This window comes from Streptomyces sp. NPDC031132 (assembly GCF_055570595.1).
On sequence record NZ_JBVIGX010000013.1, the window covers coordinates 52,751 to 71,065 of the forward strand.

At 74.1% G+C, this 18,315-nt stretch carries 14 protein-coding genes; 3 read left to right on the forward strand and 11 right to left on the reverse strand.

What is annotated here, in order from left to right; genetic code table 11:
• Positions 1 to 78 precede the first annotated feature (78 nt).
• From ACZ49B_RS20725 to ACZ49B_RS20755, 7 genes are all read right to left on the reverse strand, one after another.
• A complete protein-coding gene (locus ACZ49B_RS20725) occupies positions 79 to 696 on the reverse strand; it encodes a TetR/AcrR family transcriptional regulator (RefSeq protein ID WP_030298607.1) in 618 nt (205 codons plus the stop codon).
• On the reverse strand, positions 684 to 1,421 hold the full coding sequence (locus ACZ49B_RS20730; protein ID WP_468307890.1) for an enoyl-CoA hydratase family protein: 738 nt from the start codon (positions 1,419 to 1,421) through the stop codon (positions 684 to 686). Before ACZ49B_RS20730 ends, ACZ49B_RS20725 begins: the two co-directional genes overlap by 13 nt.
• 381 nt (positions 1,422 to 1,802) lie before the next feature.
• On the reverse strand, positions 1,803 to 2,975 hold the full coding sequence (locus ACZ49B_RS20735; protein ID WP_468307892.1) for an acyl-CoA dehydrogenase family protein: 1,173 nt from the start codon (positions 2,973 to 2,975) through the stop codon (positions 1,803 to 1,805).
• The gene (locus tag ACZ49B_RS20740) at positions 2,972 to 4,951 is read right to left on the reverse strand and encodes an acetyl/propionyl/methylcrotonyl-CoA carboxylase subunit alpha (protein ID WP_468307894.1); all 1,980 of its coding nucleotides are present in this window, start codon (positions 4,949 to 4,951) and stop codon (positions 2,972 to 2,974) included. Before ACZ49B_RS20740 ends, ACZ49B_RS20735 begins: the two co-directional genes overlap by 4 nt.
• 8 nt (positions 4,952 to 4,959) lie before the next feature.
• Positions 4,960 to 6,558, reverse strand: coding sequence for an acyl-CoA carboxylase subunit beta (locus ACZ49B_RS20745; protein ID WP_468307897.1), 1,599 nt, complete (start codon positions 6,556 to 6,558; stop codon positions 4,960 to 4,962).
• Positions 6,555 to 8,303, reverse strand: coding sequence for an acyclic terpene utilization AtuA family protein (locus ACZ49B_RS20750; RefSeq protein WP_468307899.1), 1,749 nt, complete (start codon positions 8,301 to 8,303; stop codon positions 6,555 to 6,557). The genes ACZ49B_RS20745 and ACZ49B_RS20750 overlap by 4 nt, the downstream gene beginning before the upstream one ends.
• Positions 8,300 to 9,100, reverse strand: coding sequence for a TIGR03084 family metal-binding protein (locus ACZ49B_RS20755; RefSeq protein WP_468307901.1), 801 nt, complete (start codon positions 9,098 to 9,100; stop codon positions 8,300 to 8,302). The genes ACZ49B_RS20750 and ACZ49B_RS20755 overlap by 4 nt, the downstream gene beginning before the upstream one ends.
• Positions 9,101 to 9,405: 305 nt before the next feature.
• Between ACZ49B_RS20755 and ACZ49B_RS20760 the strand changes: the two genes are divergently transcribed.
• On the forward strand, positions 9,406 to 11,019 hold the full coding sequence (locus ACZ49B_RS20760; RefSeq protein WP_468307904.1) for an alpha/beta fold hydrolase: 1,614 nt from the start codon (positions 9,406 to 9,408) through the stop codon (positions 11,017 to 11,019).
• Positions 11,020 to 11,099: 80 nt separating this feature from the next.
• On the opposite strand, the gene ACZ49B_RS20765 is transcribed toward ACZ49B_RS20760, so the two are convergent.
• Positions 11,100 to 11,564: a hypothetical protein gene (locus ACZ49B_RS20765; protein WP_468307906.1), complete on the reverse strand. Its 465-nt coding sequence runs from the start codon at positions 11,562 to 11,564 to the stop codon at positions 11,100 to 11,102.
• 40 nt (positions 11,565 to 11,604) lie between these two features.
• Between ACZ49B_RS20765 and ACZ49B_RS20770 the strand changes: the two genes are divergently transcribed.
• Positions 11,605 to 12,726: a helix-turn-helix transcriptional regulator gene (locus ACZ49B_RS20770; RefSeq protein WP_468307909.1), complete on the forward strand. Its 1,122-nt coding sequence runs from the start codon at positions 11,605 to 11,607 to the stop codon at positions 12,724 to 12,726.
• Between the two features lie 39 nt (positions 12,727 to 12,765).
• Here ACZ49B_RS20770 and ACZ49B_RS20775 read toward each other — a convergent pair whose 3' ends face one another.
• From ACZ49B_RS20775 to ACZ49B_RS20785, 3 genes are all read right to left on the reverse strand, one after another.
• Positions 12,766 to 13,140, reverse strand: coding sequence for a DUF1801 domain-containing protein (locus ACZ49B_RS20775; protein WP_468307911.1), 375 nt, complete (start codon positions 13,138 to 13,140; stop codon positions 12,766 to 12,768).
• Positions 13,140 to 14,081 (reverse strand): EamA family transporter, encoded by a 942-nt coding sequence (locus tag ACZ49B_RS20780; RefSeq protein WP_468307914.1) that lies wholly within the window; start codon positions 14,079 to 14,081, stop codon positions 13,140 to 13,142. The genes ACZ49B_RS20775 and ACZ49B_RS20780 overlap by 1 nt, the downstream gene beginning before the upstream one ends.
• Before the next feature lie 66 nt (positions 14,082 to 14,147).
• On the reverse strand, positions 14,148 to 16,901 hold the full coding sequence (locus ACZ49B_RS20785) for an FAD-binding and (Fe-S)-binding domain-containing protein (protein ID WP_468307916.1): 2,754 nt from the start codon (positions 16,899 to 16,901) through the stop codon (positions 14,148 to 14,150).
• Positions 16,902 to 16,986: 85 nt separating this feature from the next.
• Between ACZ49B_RS20785 and serC the strand changes: the two genes are divergently transcribed.
• Positions 16,987 to 18,105 carry a phosphoserine transaminase gene (gene serC / locus ACZ49B_RS20790; RefSeq protein ID WP_468307918.1) on the forward strand — a complete coding sequence of 373 codons (1,119 nt, stop codon included), beginning with the start codon at positions 16,987 to 16,989 and terminating at the stop codon, positions 18,103 to 18,105.
• Positions 18,106 to 18,315: the final 210 nt, after the last annotated feature.

An 18,315-nucleotide genomic window follows, 5' to 3' on the forward strand; every position in this document is an offset into this window, starting at 1 on the left:
AGTACGGGGGGCGGCGCCCTCGGCGTTCTTCAGCCTTCAGCCTTCAGCCTTCAGCCTTCAGCCTTCAGCCTTCAGCCTTCAGCCGAGGGTGTCGTCCAGGATCCGGGACCACTGGGCGACGACGCGGGCGCGGCGGGCCGTGTCGTCGGTGAGGACGTTGGCCAGGCCGAGGCCGCGGGCCATGTCGAGGAGGCCCTGCACGGTCTCGCGTACGCCGGGGACGGACTCGTCCGCGCCGAGGAGCTCCACGGCGATGCGGTGGGTCTCGCGGCCCACGCGGGCCTCCAGTTCGGTGACCTGGGGGCGCAGCTGCTCCTCGTTGGAGGCGGCGACCCACAGCTGGAGGGCGGCCCGGAAGAGGGCTCCGGTGTAGAGGTCGACGAGGGCTTCGACCACGGCGGGGCGGGCGGCGGGCCCGGCGTGGAAGAGGTCGAGCAGGGCGGCGGAGCGTTCCTCGGCGACGTAGGCGACGGCGGCGGTGAACAGGTCCTCGCGCGTCGGGAAGTGGTACTGGGCCGCGCCTCTGGAGACGCCGGCGCGTTCGGCGACGACGGCGACGGTGGAGCCGGCCCAGCCCTGTTCGGCGAGGCAGGAGACGGCCGCTTCCAGGAGGTGGCGCCGGGTGACGCGGCTGCGGGCCTGCTTGGGCCCGGGCTGGGCGTCCTGCGCGGGGCCGGCGTCGGTCACAGGGCCCATGACGGATCCCGGCGTTCGAAGCGGGCGCCGATGCCCTCGCGCGCCTCGGCGGAGCCGAAGTGGTGTGCGGACAGCGCGGTGAGCGCGGCGCCGTCGCGGGCGAGGACGGCCCGCACCGGGGCGGTGAGCAGGTCCTTGGTGGCGGCGAGGGCCTGCGGGCCGGCTTTGCGCAGGCCGGTCAGGACGGGGTCGAGGACGTGGTCCACGTCGTCGCCGTGCAGGGTGAGCAGGCCGATCCGGACGGCTTCGGCGGCGTCGAAGGCCTCGGCGGTCAGGAAGTACCGGGCGGCGGCGCGCGGGTCCAGGCGCGGCAGCAGCGGCGCGGAGATCACGGCCGGGACCACGCCGAGGTGGGTCTCGGTGAAGGCGTACGTGGAGGCGGGGCCGGCGGCGGCGATGTCGCAGACGCCGAGGAGGCCGAGGCCGCCCGCCCGGACGTGGCCGGTGACGCGGGCCACGACCGGCTTGGGGAGTTCGGCGATCTCGCGGAGCAGGGCGAGGAAGTCGGCCGGGTCGCACGGGGACTTCAGGTCGGCGCCGGCGCAGAAGGTGCTGCCGGTGTGGGTGAGGACGACGGCCCGTGCCTCCGGGTCCGCCGCCGCGTCGGCGAGGGCTCCCCGCAGCTCGCCGACGAGGTCCGCGGAGAGCGCGTTGCGGTTGGCCGGGGAGTCGAGCGTGAGGGTGGTGACGCCACGCGCTCGCGCGGCGCCGACTGGGCGGGTCATGCCATGTCCTCCGGAGGTTGTGCGGATGTGGGGGCGGCGCCTGCGGCCCCGCCGGCCAGGCCGACCGGACCTCCCGGCCCGGGGGGGGGCCGACGGGCGCAGCCGTGGCCGGGCCGAGGCTGGGCCCGGGCCTGGGCCAAGAGTGCCAGGCACGGCAGATGGGCCGACCCGTGGCCCCGGAGGGCACCCACCGGGGCACAGCCCCGGGGCCACGGGGTCCGCGGCCGGGGGCTGGGCGGACGTGGCCGGGGGCTAGGGGGTGTCGTCAAAGTACCGTAGTCCGCCCGTGAGGGCGGGCCGGCCAGACGGGACTTTGACGACACCCCCTAGGGCCGTCCGACCCTGGTCCGCCGGACAGGCCCGGGGCCCACGGGTGGGTTCTCAGTAGGACTTGGGCAGGCCCAGGGTCTGGTGCGAGACGAAGTTGAGGATCATCTCGCGGCTGACGGGGGCGATGCGGGACACCCGGGAGGCGGTGATGAGGGAGGCCAGTCCGTACTCACGGGTGAGGCCGTTGCCGCCCAGGGTGTGGACGGACTGGTCCACCGCCTTCACGCAGGCCTCGGCGGCAGCGTACTTGGCCATGTTCGCGGCCTCACCGGCGGCCATGTCGTCGCCCGCGTCGTAGAGGTGGGCGGCCTTCTGCATCATCAGGCGGGCGAGTTCGAGGTCGATGTGGGCTGCGGCCAGGGGGTGGGCGATGGCCTGGTGGGCGCCGATCGCCTCCTTCCAGACCCGGCGGGTCTTCGCGTAGTCGACGGCCTTGGCGAGGGCGTGACGGCCCATGCCGATGGCGAACGCGGCGGTCATGATGCGCTCGGGGTTGAGTCCGGCGAAGAGCTGGAGCAGGCCCGCGTCCTCGTCGCCGACGAGGGCGTCGGCGGGCAGCCGTACCTCGTCCAGGACCAGTTCGAACTGCTTCTCCGCCGCGTGGAGTTCCATGTCGATGACGGTGCGGGAGAAGCCGGGGGCGTCGCGCGGAACGATGAACAGGCAGGGCTTGAGGCTTCCCGTGCGTGCGTCTTCGGTGCGTCCGACGATGAGGGTGGCGTCGGCGATGTCCACGCCGGAGATGAAGACCTTGCGCCCGGTCAGCACCCACTCGTCGCCGTCGCGGCGGGCCGTGGTGGTGATGCGGTGGGAGTTGGAGCCGGCGTCGGGTTCGGTGATGCCGAAGGCCATGGTGCGGCTGCCGTCGGCGAGGCCGGGGAGCCAGGCCTCCTTCTGGGCGTCGGTGCCGAAGCGGGAGATGACCGTGCCGCAGATGGCGGGCGAGACGACCATCATCAGCAGGGGGCAGCCGGCGGCGCCCAGTTCCTCGAGGACGATGGAGAGTTCGGCGATGCCGCCGCCTCCGCCGCCGTACTCCTCGGGGAGGTTGACCCCGAGGTAGCCGAGCTTGGCGGCGTCGGCCCACAGCTCGTCGGGGTGGCCGCCCTCGCGGGCGACGCGGGCGAGGTATTCGCGTCCGTAGCGCTGCCCGAGGGCGGCGACGGCGGCGCGCAGGGCCTTGTGTTCTTCGGTCTCGACGACGGCGCTGGTGGCGGGGCTCATGCTGGCGTTTCCTCCTGGACTACGGCGAGCAGGGCGCCGAACTCGACCGTGTGGCCGAGGGTGGCGTGGAGCGCGGTGAGCGTGCCGGAGGCGGGCGAGACGATGCGGTGCTCCATCTTCATGGCCTCCAGCCAGAGCAGGGGCTGCCCGGCGGTGACGGCGGCGCCGGGGGCGAGGCCCTCGGCGACACGGACCACGGTGCCGGGCATGGGGGCGAGCAGGGAGCCGGGTTCGGTGCGGTCCTGGGGATCGGCGAACCGGGGGACGGGGGTGAGGGTGTGCGCGCCCAGCGGAGAGTCGACGTAGGTCTCGGCGGCTCCGGCTCCGGCTCCGGCTCCCGGTCCGACTCCGACCCCCTCGGTGTTCGATTTGCGTTTCACGTGGAACATCCGGCGGACGCCCGCGATTTCGAGGGTGACGCGGTCGGACTCTGCGGCCAGGACTCGAACGCCGGGATGGTCCACGAGCTCCGGGGGGCCGCTGCGGGCGGGCCGGTAGCGGACCTCGTACGCGGTGCCGGCCGCGGTGTAGCGGCGGACCTGCGGCTGGGAGCGGAGGTTGCGCCAGCCGCCGAGCCGGGCGGCGAGCGGCCCGTCCGGGGCCGGCGCGGCATCCGCGAGGGCGGCTGCGACCGCGGCCAGCGTGGCGTCCTGGCTGCCTTCGGTGAGTGCTCCGAGGTGGCGCTCGTAGAACCCGGTGTCGAGCCGTGCCTCGGCGAACTCCGGGTGCCGCAGGGAGCGTACGAGGAGTTCGCGGTTGGTGGTGAGCCCGTGGATGCGGGCTCCGGCCAGGGCGTGGGCGAGGGCGCGGACCGCCTCGGCCCGGGTGGGGGCGTGGGCGACGACCTTGGCGAGCATCGGGTCGTAGTGGACGCCGACGGTGTCCCCGTCGGCGAAGCCGGTGTCCACGCGGACCTCACCGGGGACGGCGAGGGTGTGCAGGACGCCGGTCTGGGGGCGCCAGTCCTGGGCGGGGTCCTCGGCGTACAGGCGGGCCTCGACGGCGTGGCCGACGGGCTCCGGTGGCGTCAGCGGCAGGGCCGCGCCCTCGGCGATGCGCAGTTGCAGGGCGACGAGGTCGAGACCGAAGACGGCCTCGGTGACGGGGTGTTCCACCTGGAGGCGGGTGTTCATCTCCAGGAAGTACGGGCGTCCGTCGGCGGCGACGAGGAACTCGACCGTGCCCGCGCCCTGGTAGGAGACCGCGCGGGCGGCGGCCACGGCGGCCTCGTGGAGGGTGGTGCGCAGCGCCTCGGGCAGGGCGGGGGCCGGGGCTTCCTCGATGACCTTCTGGTGGCGCCGCTGGAGGGAGCAGTCGCGGGTGCCGAGGGCCCAGACGGTGCCGTGGGAGTCGGCGAGGATCTGGACCTCGACGTGGCGGCCGCGCTCGACGTAGGGCTCGGCGAAGACTTCGCCGTCGCCGAAGGCGGAGCGGGCCTCGGCGGAGGCGGCCTCCAGCTCCTCCTTGAGGGCGTCGAGGTCGCGTACGACGCGCATGCCGCGGCCGCCGCCACCCGCGGCGGCCTTGAGCAGGAGGGGCAGGTCGGCGACGGTGGCGTCCGCGGGGTCGACGGGGTCCAGGAGCGGGACCCCGGCGGCGCGCATCAGCTCCTTGGCCCGGGTCTTGGAGGCCATGGCCTCGATGGCCTCGGGCGGCGGGCCGATCCATGTGAGTCCGGCGGCGACGACCTCGCGGGCGAAGCCGGCGTTCTCGGAGAGGAACCCGTAGCCGGGGTGGACGGCGTCCGCGCCGGCGGCGAGGGCGGCCTTGATGACCAGGTCGCCGCGCAGGTAGGTGTCGGCGGGGGCGGCGCCGGGGAGGCGCACGGCCGCGTCGGCCTCCCGTACGTGCAGGGCGTCGGCGTCGGGGTCGGAGTGGACGGCGACGGTGGCGAGGCCGAGGGCGCGGGCGGTGCGGAAGACGCGGACGGCGATCTCGCCGCGGTTGGCGACCAGGAGGGAGTTCAGGTTCGTCATGTGCGGGCTCACATCCGGAAGACGCCGAAGCCGCCGCGGGCGCCCTCGACGGGGGCGTTGTGGACGGCCGACAGGCACAGGCCGAGGACGGTACGGGTGTCGCGCGGGTCGATGACCCCGTCGTCGTACAGCCGCCCGGACAGGAACATCGGCAGGGACTCGGACTCGATCTGCGCTTCCACGAAGGCGCGCATCCCGGCGTCGGCTTCCTCGTCGTAAGGCTGTCCCTTCGCGGCGGCCGACTGGCGGGCCACGATGGAGAGCACGCCGGCGAGCTGCTGGGGGCCCATGACGGCGGACTTGGCGCTGGGCCAGGCGAAGAGGAACCGCGGCTCGAAGGCGCGGCCGCACATGCCGTAGTGGCCGGCTCCGTAGCTGGCGCCGATGAGGACGGAGAGGTGCGGGACGCGGGAGTTGGAGACCGCGTTGATCATCATCGAGCCGTGCTTGACGATGCCGCCCTGCTCGTACTCCTTGCCGACCATGTAGCCGGTGGTGTTGTGGAGGAAGAGGAGCGGGATGTCGCGCTGGTTGGCGAGCTGGATGAACTGGGCGGCCTTCTGCGACTCGGCGCTGAACAGCACGCCCTGGGCGTTGGCGAGGATGCCGACCGGGTAGCCGTGGAGGGTGGCCCAGCCGGTGACCAGGCTGGTGCCGTAGAGGGGCTTGAACTCGTCGAAGTCGGAGGCGTCGACGATGCGGGCGATGACCTCGCGGGGGTCGAAGGGGGTCTTGAGGTCGGCCGGGACGATGCCGAGGAGTTCCTCGGGGTCGTACTTCGGTTCCTCGGCGGGCTGTGGATCGGGGTGGGGCTTGCGGTGGTTCAGGCGGGCGACGACGCGGCGGGCCTGGCGGATCGCGTCGTGCTCGTCGAGGGCGTAGTAGTCGGCGAGGCCCGAGGTGCGGGCGTGCATGTCGGCTCCGCCGAGGGACTCGTCGTCGCTCTCCTCGCCGGTGGCCATCTTGACGAGCGGCGGACCGCCGAGGAACACCTTGGAGCGATCCTTGATCATGATGGTGTGGTCGGACATCCCCGGGATGTACGCGCCTCCGGCGGTGGAGTTGCCGAACACGACGGCGACGGTGGGGATGCCGGCGGCCGAGAGCCGGGTCAGGTCGCGGAAGATCGCGCCGCCCGGGATGAAGATCTCCTTCTGGGAGGGGAGATCGGCGCCGCCGGACTCGACGAGGCTGATGCAGGGGAGCCGGTTCTGGCGGGCGATCTCGTTGGCCCGCAGGGCCTTCTTGAGCGTCCAGGGGTTGGAGGCGCCGCCGCGGACGGTGGGGTCGTTGGCGGTGACCAGGCATTCGACGCCCTCGACCGTGCCGATGCCGGTGACGATCGAGGCGCCGACGGGGTGGTCGCTGCCCCAGCCGGCGAGCGGGGACAGCTCCAGGAAGGGCGTGTCCGGGTCGAGGAGCAGCTCGATGCGCTCACGGGCGAGGAGCTTGCCGCGGTCCTTGTGGCGGGCGGTGTACTTCTCGCCGCCGCCGAGGAGGGCCTTGGCGTGCTCGGCGTCGACCTCGGCGAGGCGGTCCTGTGCGGCGGTGCGGGCGGCGGCGAACTCGGGGGCGTGAGGGTCGACGGTGGTCGTGAGGCGGGTCATGAGCGGGTCCCCTCCGGGGTGGGCAGGAGGTGGGTGGGGATGTCCAGGTGCCGTGCGCGCAGCCATTCGCCGAGGGCCTTGGCCTGGGGGTCGAAGCGGTGGGCGGAGGCGACGCCGGCGCCGAGGATGCCGGGGATGGTGAAGTTGAGCGCGCGGAGGTTGGGGAGGGCGTGGCGGGTGACGGGGAGACCTGCGGTCTCGGGGAGCAGGGTCTGGAGGGTCTCGACGGTGAGGGTGCGGTGGAGCCAGTCCCAGGCCTCGTCGGATTCCACCCAGACCCCGATGTTGGCGTCGCCGCCCTTGTCGCCGCTGCGGGCGCCGATCACTCTGCCGAGCGCTGCGCGGGTGGTGGGCCCTGCGGGGCTCTCCCCCACCCCGCCCCTTCCCGAAACCGTGGGCTCCGCCCCCGGCCCCCCGTCCCGGGGCTCCGCCCCGGAGCCGCCCTGCGGCATGTCCGGGATGCGGGGGGCCGGGTGGCGGGTGCCGTCGGGGAGGACTGCCATGTGGGGGACGGAGCTTGCGGGGATCGCCGACGACGTGAAGACGCCGTACGGCTGGGCCGGCCCCGGCGGGGTGGTGACGTGGAAGCCCGGATAGCTGGCCAGGGCCAGTTCGATGGCCTCCGAGGTCAGCACGCGGCCCACCCGGTCTGCGGAAGGGTCCCGCACCACCAGGCGCAGGAGGGCGCTGGCCGTCTCCTCCGTCGGGGCGTCCTCGTGGTCCGTACGGGCCAGGGTCCAGTCCGCCGTGGCCACCTGGGACAGGGCATCGGCCAACTGGGCCCGGACCAGGGCGGCCTTCGCCTCGATGTCCAGCCCGGTCAGGACGAAGACCACCTCGTTGCGCCAGCCGCCGATACGGGTCACCCCCACCTTGAGGGTGGGCGGCGGGGCCTCGCCCGCGACTCCCGTGATCGCCACCCGGTCCACGTCCACCTGCGCCAGGCGGACCGTGTCCAGGCGGGCCGTGACGTCCGGGCCCAGGTAGCGGGGGCCCTGGGTCTCGTACAGGAGTTGGGCCGTGACCGTGCCCGTCGAGACGACCCCGCCCGTGCCCGGGTGCTTCGTGATCACCGACGAGCCGTCCTCGGAGATCTCCGCGAGCGGGAACCCGGGCCGGCGGACGTCGTGCGCCGTGAAGAAGGCGTAGTTGCCGCCGGTGGCCTGGGTTCCGCACTCCAGGACGTGGCCCGCCACCACCGCCCCCGCCAACCGGTCGTAGTCGTCCGGCGCCCAGTCGAACCACCAGGCCGCCGGCCCGCTGACCAGGGCCGCATCGGTGACCCGGCCCGTGACGACCACGTCCGCGCCCGCCCGCAGGCAGGCCGTGATGCCCGCGCCGCCGAGGTAGGCGTTCGCGGTCAGCGCGCCCTCCGCGTACGGCATCAGGTCGTCGCCCTCGACATGGGCGACCGACACCGGGACCCCGACCTTGGCGGCGAGCGTGCGGATCGCGCCGGCCAGTCCGGCCGGGTTGAGGCCGCCCGCGTTGGCGACGATCCGTACGCCCCGCTCGTGCGCGAGGCCGAGGCCCTCCTCCAGCTGGCGCAGGAAGGTCTTGGCGTAGCCGAGGTCCGGTGTCTTCAGCCGGTCGCGGCCGAGGATCAGCATGGTCAGCTCGGCGAGGTAGTCGCCGGTCAGCACGTCCAGCGGTCCGCCGGTCAGCATCTCTTCGAAGGCGCTGAAGCGGTCCCCGTAGAACCCCGAGGCGTTGCCGATGCGCAGCGGCCGCCGGCGGCCGGTCATAGCACGGCCCCCGGGGCGCGGCCGGGGCCCGCCGGGCCCGCGAAGGCCTGGGCGATGTCCAGCCAGCGGTCGGCGTCGGGGCCGGTCGCGGTCAGGGCCAGGTCCGCACGGTGGGCCCGCTGGGTCACCAGCAGGCAGAAGTCGAGCGCCGGGCCGGTGATCCGGTCCGGCGCGCCCGGCGGGCCGTAGACCCAGGGCTCACCGCCGTCCGGGGGTACGAGTTCCACCCTGAACTCCCCGGCGGGCGCGGGCAGTCCCCGTACGGCGAACGCGTAGTCGCGGGCCCGTACGCCGATCCGGGCCACGTGCCGCAGCCGCGCGGTCGGGGTGCGGCGTGCTCCGAGGGCGTCCGCGACGTCCTGGCCGTGCGCCCAGGTCTCCATCAGGCGGGCGCTCGCCATGGAGGCGGCCTTCATCGGCGGCCCGTACCAGGGGAACTTGGCGTCGGGCGAGGCCGCGGCGAGCGCCCCGTCGAGGGCGGCGCGCCCGGCCCGCCAGCGGTCCAGCAGTTCGGCGGGCGGCAGCGCGGCGCCCTGGGCCGCGCCCTCGTCCACGAAGGTATCGGGGGACTTCACCGCCTCCTCCACCATGGCGGCGAAGCCTTCGGGGTCGGTGAGGGAGACCAGCGCGGCCCGGTCGGTCCAGTGCAGGTGGGCGATCTGGTGGGCGACGGTCCAGCCGGGCGCGGGGGTGGGCCCGGCCCATCCGGCGGCGGGCAGGTCCCGTACCAGGGTTTCGAGTGCGAGGCCTTCGTCGCGCAGATCGGCGAAGACGGCGACAGCTGACGGATCGAGCACGGCGGGCTCCCCTTTCGGCGTGAGGGGAAGACTGGCAGCCGCCAGCAAAACAATCAAGCATGCTTGCATGATTTGGCCATCGGGCACCGCCTTCGCGCCATCACCCCCAACTGGCCCGGGTCACCGGGGATTTGACGGTCGACACCGAACCCGGGCAGGTCCGGGGCGCGGCCGCCGCAGCGCCGGAGGGGGCGATTCAGGCCGTACGTCGGAAAGCACCGAAAGATCACCGGATGTCGCATCGATACTGAACGCTTCGTCCCCCGCCCCGCGAAGAATTCACTCGACGAAGAGGATGAACCGACGTGATCCCAGCCGCTTTCTCCCTCTATCCCGAACTCGACGCGAACACCCTCACCGCCTTCGTCACCGCCCTCGAGACGGGCGACGTCACCGGTCTCGCCCCCGCCCGCGCCGCCGAGGTCGCCGACACCCGCTCCGTCGCCGTCTTCAGCCGCGCCAAGGTCGCCGGCGCCGACGGGGACCTGCTCGACGCCGCGCTGTGGCGGCACAACGGGGTCCAGCCGCGGCCGGTGATCGTGATGCCCTCTCCGTGGACGAACCACGGCTGGCTCCCGTACGCCGTCCAGGCCAGCGTCTTCGCGGCGCGCGGCTACAACGTGCTCGCCTACAGCACCCGTGGCTTCGCCGGCTCCGAAGGCCAGGTCGACGTGGCCGGCCCGCTCGACGTCGCCGACGGCAGCCGGGCCCTGGACCACCTCATCGAGCGAACCGCCGGCCCGGTCACGAGGATCGGCTTCCTGGGGGACTCGTACGGCTCGGGCATCAGCCAGCTCGTCGCCGCGCACGACACCCGCGTCGACGCGGTGGTGGCGCTCAGCTCCTGGGGCGACCTCGGCGAGGCCTTCTACGAGAACCGGACCCGGCACGTGGCGTCGGTGGAGGCGCTGCTCAAGGCCGCCTCCAAGGCCCGGCTGAGCCCGCAGACGCAGAGCGTGTTCGAGAACGTCCTGGCCGACCGCGACATCCGGGGCACCCTGCGCTGGGCCGAGCCGCGCTCGCCGTTCAGCCACATCAAGGAGCTCAACCGCCGCCAGGTCGCCGTGTACTTCTCGCACGCCTGGCACGAGACGCTCTTCCCCGGCAACCAGACCCTGAAGATGTTCAACGAGCTCACCGGCCCCAAGCGCCTCGACCTCTCCATCGGCGACCACTCCGGGCCCGAGATGACGGGCATGATCGGCCTGCCCAACCGGATCTGGACGAACGCCCACCGCTGGTTCGACCAGCACCTCAAGGGGATCGACAACGGCATCGCCGACGAGGGCCAGATACTCAGCGAGGTCATGTGGGGCCGGACCCTGGAACCCCGCCCCACCTGGCATTCCGTCACCGAAGAGGTGCGCCGGCTGTACCTGGTGGGCGGCGGGGAGCTCACCGAGCGGCCCGAGGCCGGCTGGAGCACGGGCGTCCTGTGCGGGGTGGACACCCCGGCGACCGTCGCCGACGAGATCGTGCGGTCGGGGTACGACGAGATCGCGGGGCGCCCGAAGGCCTACCGGACCGGCGACATCGACCGCACCGTCGCCGCGGTCTGGGCGTCGGACCCGGAGGCGGAGACGGCCCGGCTGCGCGGTACGCCCCGCCTGCGTGTCACGTACCGGGCCGCGAACGCCAAGTCGTCGTTCGTCGCGTACCTGCTCGCCGTGGCCCCCGACGGGACGGCGCACATCGTCACGCACGCCCCGTACTCCGACCTCGACTCGCCGCCCGACAGCCTGGTCAGCGCCGACATCGAGCTCCAGGCGACGGCGTACGACGTCCCGCGCGGACACCGGCTGATGCTGGTGATCGACGCCCGCGACCCGTTCTACGGGGACGCCAACCTGCCGCGCGCGACGCTGGCCTTCACCTCCCCGGAGGCCACGCCGTCGTACCTGGACCTGCCGCTGGGATGACGGCCGGGTCAGACCTGCGCCCGCGCCGCCAGGCACCCCCGTGGCCGGCGGCGCGGGCGCAGTCCCGGACCCGACGGGACTCAGGAGGGCTGCGCGGTGCGGCGCGTCAGGTCCATCGTCCAGTTGAGGAGCCAGGTCGCGCCCTCGTCGAGGGAGAAGTACTGCTCCCAGCGGGCGGAGTCGGCCCGGATGTCCTTCCACACGAACCGCGCCCGGACGGCCTTGCCGGCGTGGGTGTCCTCGCCCTCGAAGACGCCGGTGCCGTCGGTGAAGCGGCCGACGACCGGCGGGAAGAGGGTCCCGGTGCGGCGGTTCGCCCAGTACAGCGACCACTGCCCGCGCTCCGCGTCGTACAGGCGCAGGGTCAGGCCGGCGAAGCCCTTCGTCGGGAACTCGATCTCGTCGAAGCTCGCGGCGCCGTCGAAGTGGCGGGAGGCCTTGGACAGGGCCGGGAACTCCTCCCATGCGCTGTCCGGGTCGAGGAAGTCGGTGCGCCAGCGGTTGGCGACGTCCCAGGTGCCGAGGAGAAAGTCGAAGTCGTTCATGCAGCGCACCGTAGGAGCACTCCCCTGACATCCTGTGTCAGTGAAGTCCAGCCGATTGCTGTCGATCCTGCTGCTGCTCCAGACCCGGGGGCGGATGACCGCCGCCGAGCTCGCGCAGGAGCTGGAGGTGTCCGTACGTACGGTCTACCGCGACGCGGAGGCGCTGGCCGCGGCGGGCGTCCCGCTGTACGGGGACGCCGGGCACAGCGGCGGCTACCAGCTGCTCGCCGGCTACCGGACCCGGCTGACCGGGCTGAGCACGGGTGAGGCGGAGGCGCTGTTCCTGAGCGGAATGCCGGGTCCCGCGGCGGAACTCGGCCTCGGGCAGGCCCTGTCGGCGGCCCAGCTGAAGCTGCGGGCGGCGCTGCCGGCGGAGCTGCGGGAGCAGGCGGACCGGATGCGGCTGCGGTTCCACCTGGATGCGCCGGGGTGGTACGCGGAGCACGAGGAGACCCCGTACCTGGCGCAGGTCGCGGACGCGGTGTGGCGGGGGCGGGTGATCGAGGTCCGCTACCGGCGGTGGAAGGAGCCGCAGGAGGTGGACCGGCGGCTCGAGCCGTACGGGCTGGTGCTGAAGGCGGGCCGCTGGTACCTGGTGGCCGCCCCGGCGGAACCCTCCGGGCCGGCGGGCGCGGCGCGTCCGACCGGAGCAGCGGACGCGGCGGGGCCGGCCGGGGCGGCGGACGCGGCGGGGCCGGCCGGGGCAGCGGACGCGGCGGGCTCGGCGGGGCCGCGGACGTACCGGGTGGACCAGATCCTCTCGGTCCGCGAGACGGCCCGGGAGTGTCTGCTGCCGGAGGGCTTCGAGCTGGCGGCGCACTGGCGCAGGACGCAGGAGGAGTTCCATGCGCGGCTCCATCCGGAGGAAGCGGTGGTGCGGCTCTCCCCGCGGGGCGCTGCGCGGCTGACGGGCGCCCAGGCGCGGGCCCTGACCGCCGGGGGCGTCCCGGACCCGGAGCTGGCGGGGTGGACGCGGGCGGTCCTGCCGATCGAGTCGCACGAGCAGGCGCAGGACCAGTTCCTGGCCCTGGGCGCCGACGCGGAGGTCCTGTCCCCACCATCCCTGCGGGCCCGGATCCGGGTCGCCTTGAGGGCGATGACGGCCCGGTACGGGGACGGAGAGCGAGACGCGGACCGTGACGGGTCCGGCCCCGACGCCTGAAGGGCGCGGGGCAGGCTCGCAGCCCGGCCGGCCCGCCGGTCAGGTGCAGACGGGGCCCGGGGCGGCCGTTGCCGTGGCGCGGAGGAGGTCGCGGAGCAGGGTGAAGTCCACCGTCGACGGGCGGCGGAAGCGCAGGCACGCCTTGCCCATGTCGTGGCCGGCCAGGCGGTCCGCGAAGGCGTCGCGCACGTCCGTCCGCATCAGGTAGAAGGAGATGTACTGCTTCTGGTTCGCCCAGGCGATCTCCCCCGCGTCCGCCCCGGTCCGTACGTACGCCGGCATGCCGTACGCCATGACCTCCTCGAAGCCCGTCAGCTCCGCCAGGCACAGCTCGCGCAGGCGCGTCAGCGCCTCGCGGCGGGATTCCGGGGCCGCCGCGAGGTACGCGTCGACCGGGGCCGTCGCCGCCGGCATCAGGCGGACGCCTTCCGGGTCTGCGAGCGGACCGCGCCCATGCTCGCCGCGATGACCAGCGCGATCGCCAGCGCGTCCAGCGCCGACATCGCCTGGTTCAGGAGCAGGAACCCGGCCGTGGCCGCGATCGCCGGCTCCAGGCTCATCAGCACCGCGAACGTCGGTGCGGGCAGGCGGCGCAGCGCCAGGAGTTCCAGGGTGTACGGCAGGACGGAGGACAGGACGGCGACACCGAGCCCGAGGGCCAGGGTGCTCGGGACCAGGAGGTCGGAGCCCGCTTCGACCACGCCCAGCGGGAGGGACAGCACCGCCGCCACCGCCATGGCGAGGGCCAGCCCGTCCGCCTGCGGGAAGCGGCGGCCCGTACGCGCGCTGAACACGATGTACGCCGCCCACATCGCGCCCGCTCCGAGCGCGAAGGCGGTGCCCAGGAGGTCGAGGCCGCCGAAGCCGCTGCCGCCGCCGTGGGCGGCCAGCAGGGCGACCCCGGCCAGGGCCAGGCCGGCCCACAGCAGGCTGACCAGGCGGCGCGAGACGACGACCGAGAGGACGAGCGGGCCAAGCACCTCGAGGGTGACGGCCGGGCCGAGCGGGATCCGGTCGATGGACTGGTAGAACAGCCCGTTCATGCCGGCCATCGCCACGCCGAAGGCGACGACCGTGCCCCAGTCCGCGCGCGAGTACCCGCGTACCTTCGGGCGGCACAGGACCAGCAGCACCAGGGCGGCGGCCGCAAGCCGCAGCGTGACCACGCCCGCGGCGCCCGCCCGCGGCATGATCATGACCGCGAGCGCGGCGCCGAACTGCACGGAGATGCCCGCGGCGATGACCAGTGCGACGGGGCCGAAGCGGGACGAGACGGCCGACGCGGAGGGGGCCGGGGTCGTCGTGAGATCGGCGGGCGCCGGAGCGTGGTCGGACTTGGGCGAAGTTGCGGGCATTCATCCAGACTAAGGGGTGCGTAAGGGCCATCGCCGCGTGTGTTGGCTTACACGTCCTGTGTTGGCTTACACGTCCCCGGACACGTCCCCGGCCAGGCCCTCGGCGAACAGCTCGGCCAGGTGGCGGGCTCGGCCGCCGTCGGAGAGCTGGGCGATCTGGGTACGGCACGAGAACCCGTCCGCCAGGATCGCGGCGCCGGGCGGGGCTGCGCGCAGGGCGGGGAGCAGCTGCTCCTCCGCGCAGGCGACGGAGACCTCGTGGTGGCCCGGCTCGAAGCCGAAGTTCCCGGCGAGGCCGCAGCAGCCGCCGCTGAGCCGGCCGCTCAGCCCGGCCCGCTCGCGCAGCCGGCGGTCGGCGGAGTCGCCGAGGACGGCGTGCTGGTGGCAGTGGGTCTGGCCGACGGCCGGGCGGTCGAGGCGGGGCGGCTGCCAGTGGGGGGCGTACTCCTCGAGGGTCTCCGCGAAGGTCCGGACGGCGCGGGCGAGGCGCTCCGCGCGGAGGTCGTCGGGGAGGAGGGCGGGCAGGTCGGTACGGAGGGCGGCGGCGCAGCTGGGTTCCAGGACCGTCACGGGCCCCTGCACGTCGCCGAGGGCGTCCAGGGTGCGGCGCAGGACCGCGCGGGCGCGGTCGAGGCGGCCGGTGGAGAGGTAGGTGAGCCCGCAGCAGACCCCCTTCGGGGCGAGCTCCACGGGGAGGCCGGCATCCCGGAGGACCGTGACCGCCGCCCGTCCCACCTCGGGAGTGAGGTGCTCGGTGAACGTGTCGGGCCAGAGCGTGACGTGGGTCGGTCCGGCCCCGCCGGCCTTCGAGGCACCGGAACCGCCGGACCTGCGCCACCAGCGGGTGAACGGCTCGCGGGCCAGTGGGGGGAGCGGGCGCTCCGTCGTGAGGCCCGGGATGCGGAGGTGGCGGGCCGCCGCGTTCGCGGGGGCTGCCGCGCGGAGTGCGGCGATCAGGCGGAGCCAGGCCGGCAGGCCGCCCAGGGTGTAGTGGGACAGGGGGCGGACGCGGCCCGCCCAGTGGCGGTGCAGGAACTCGGCCTTGTACGACGCCATGTCCACGCCGACCGGGCAGTCGCTGAGGCAGCCCTTGCAGGCCAGGCAGAGGTCCAGCGCCTCGGCGACCTCCGGCGAGCGCCAGCCGTCCGTCACGACCTCCCCGGCCAGCATCTCGTGCAACAGCCTCGCCCGGCCGCGCGTGGAGTGCCGCTCCTCCCCCGTGACCCGGTACGACGGGCACATCACCTCCGGACCGGCCGCGGCAGCGGACCGGCATTTCGCCACGCCCACGCAGCGGGCCACCTCACCCGCGAACGGCGTCGCCGGCAGTACCGCGAAGCGGAGGTTCTCGTCCAGGCGGGCCGGGCGGACCAGCATCCCCGGGTTCATGCCGCCCGCCGGGTCCCACACGTCCTTGTACGCGCCGAAGAGCCGGACGACCTCCTCCCCGTACATCTTCGGCAGGAGCTCGGCCCGTGCCTGTCCGTCCCCGTGCTCCCCGGAGAGGGAGCCGCCGTGGGAGACCACCAGGTCCGCCAGGTCCGAGGAGAACGCCCGGAAGCGGGCGATCCCCGCCCCCGACGCCAGGTCGAAGTCGATCCGTACGTGGACGCAGCCCTCGCCGAAGTGCCCGTACGGGGTCCCGCGCAGCCCGTGCGCCGCCAGCAGGGCGCGGAACTCCCGCAGGTACGCGCCCAGCCGGGCCGGCGGCACCGCGCAGTCCTCCCACCCCGGCCAGGCCATCGAGCCGTCCGGCATCCGCGTCGCCGTGCCCGCCGCGTCCTCGCGGATCCGCCACAGCGCCCGCTGCCCCGCCGGGTCCGTGACCACGACCGCATCCAGCGCGTCGGCGGCCCGTACGAGGGAGCGGGCGGCGCCCTCGTCCCGCATCTCGACGAACAGCCACCCGCCGCCCCGGGGGAGCCCGGAAGCCGGGCCCACCAGGTCCTGCGCCATGCCCTCCACCGTCAGCGGCCCGAACCCCAGCAGCCCCGCCGCCGCATCCGCCGCCGCGCTCTCGTCCGCGTACCCGAGGACCGCGAGCGCCGGCGCGCGCGGCGCCTCCACCAGGCGTACGACCGCCTCCGTCACCACCCCCAGCGTGCCCTCGCTCCCGCAGAAGGCCCGGGCCACCTGCACGCCCCGCTCGGGCAGCAGCGCATCCAGCCCGCCGTATCCGGAGATCCGCCGCGAGAAACCCCCGCCCCCCGCCATGCCCGTACGCAGCACCGCCAGGTTCTGCGACACCAGTTCGCGCAGGCCCGCCGGGGCCCCCGGCCAACCCGTGCCGAGCCGGTACGAGGAGCCCCCGTACGCCGTGACGGCCAGCTCCGCCACGTTGTCCGCGGTGGTCCCCCAGGCCACCGAGTGGGCCCCGCACGCGTTGTTGCCGATCATGCCGCCGAGCGTGCAGCGGGAGTGGGTGGAGGGGTCCGGGCCGAAGGTCAGCCCGTACGGGCGCGCCGCGTCCCGCAGCCGGTCGAGCACGAGGCCCGGCTGGACCACGGCCGTGCGGGCGTCCGGGTCCAGGGACACGAGGGCGTTCATGTGCCGGGTCAGGTCCAGCACCACGCCGACGCCCGTGGCCTGCCCGCCGATGGAGGTGCCGCCGCCGCGCGGGACGACCGGTACGCCCGCGTCCGCGCAGATCCGCAGCGCGGCCGCCACGTCCGCCGCGTCGCGCGGGGCGACCACGCCGACCGGGACCCGCCGGTAGTTCGAGGCGTCCATCGTCGCGAGGGCGCGCGCCGCGGCCCCGAAGTCCACCTCCCCGCGCAGGTTCTCCCGCAATGTCCGTTCGAGTTCCCCGGGTGACGTCACGGCCCCCACCCTCCCACCGGCCGGACTCGTCTCATCGGGTGGACGCGCCTCCAAGGCGTGGACCGGGACCGGATACGCTCCGCTCGTGGCCGAGATCCAGATTCCCGCTGACATCAAGCCCGCCGACGGACGCTTCGGCGCGGGCCCCTCCAAGGTGCGGACCGAGGCGCTGGACGCCCTCGCCGCCACCGGTACCTCCCTGCTCGGAACCTCGCACCGCCAGGCCCCGGTCAAGAACCTGGTCGGCTCGGTGCGTCAGGGCCTCCGGGACCTCTTCTCCCTCCCCGAGGGCTACGAGGTGATCCTGGGCAACGGCGGCTCCACCGCCTTCTGGGACATCGCGACGCACGGGCTGATCGAGCAGAAGTCCCAGCACCTGACCTTCGGCGAGTTCTCCTCCAAGTTCGCCAAGGCCGCGAAGCTCGCGCCGTGGCTGGACGAGCCGACCGTGATCTCCTCCGAGCCGGGCACGCACCCCGAGCCGGCGGCAGAAGCGGGCGTCGACGTGTACGCGTACACGCACAACGAGACCTCGACGGGTGTGGCGGCGCCGGTCAAGCGCGTCGCGGGCGCCGACGCCGGGTCACTCGTCCTGGTGGACGCGACCTCGGGTGCCGGCGGCCTGCCGGTGGACATCACCGAGTCCGACGTCTACTACTTCGCCCCGCAGAAGTCCTTCGCCTCCGAGGGCGGCCTGTGGCTGGCGGCGTTCTCCCCGGCGGCCCTGGAGCGCGCGGCGCGCGTCCACGCGTCCGGCCGGCACGTCCCGGAGTTCTTCTCGCTGCCGACGGCGATCGACAACTCGCTGAAGAACCAGACGTACAACACCCCGGCGCTGTCCACCCTCTTCCTGCTGGACCAGCAGCTCCGGTGGATGAACAGCCAGGGCGGCCTGGAGTTCACGACCGGCCGTACGGCGGCCAGTGCGCGCAACCTGTACGGCTGGGCGGAGGCCTCGAAGTACGCGACCCCGTTCGTCGTGGACGCCGACAAGCGCTCCGCCGTCATCGGCACGATCGACTTCTCGGACGACATCGACGCGGCCGCCGTCGCCAAGGTGCTGCGCGCCAACGGCATCGTGGACACCGAGCCGTACCGCAAGCTCGGCCGCAACCAGCTGCGCATCGCGATGTTCCCGGCGATCGACCCGGCGGACGTGCAGGCGCTGACCGCGTGCATCGACTACGTGATCGAGAAGCTCTGACCGCACCCGCACCCGCATCCGGTAGTGGTACGGAGCCCCCGGCGACCTCGTGTCGCCGGGGGCTCCGTCGTTCCGGACCGGGTGCGCGACCCCACTGCGCCTGATCGCCTGTGGCGGCAGCCTCACCGCGGAGCGCCACCGGGGCTCCGACGTCGTCGTGTTCGCGCATCTCACCGGCCGCGCCCAGGGGGTGGCCGTGGCCCGGCACGG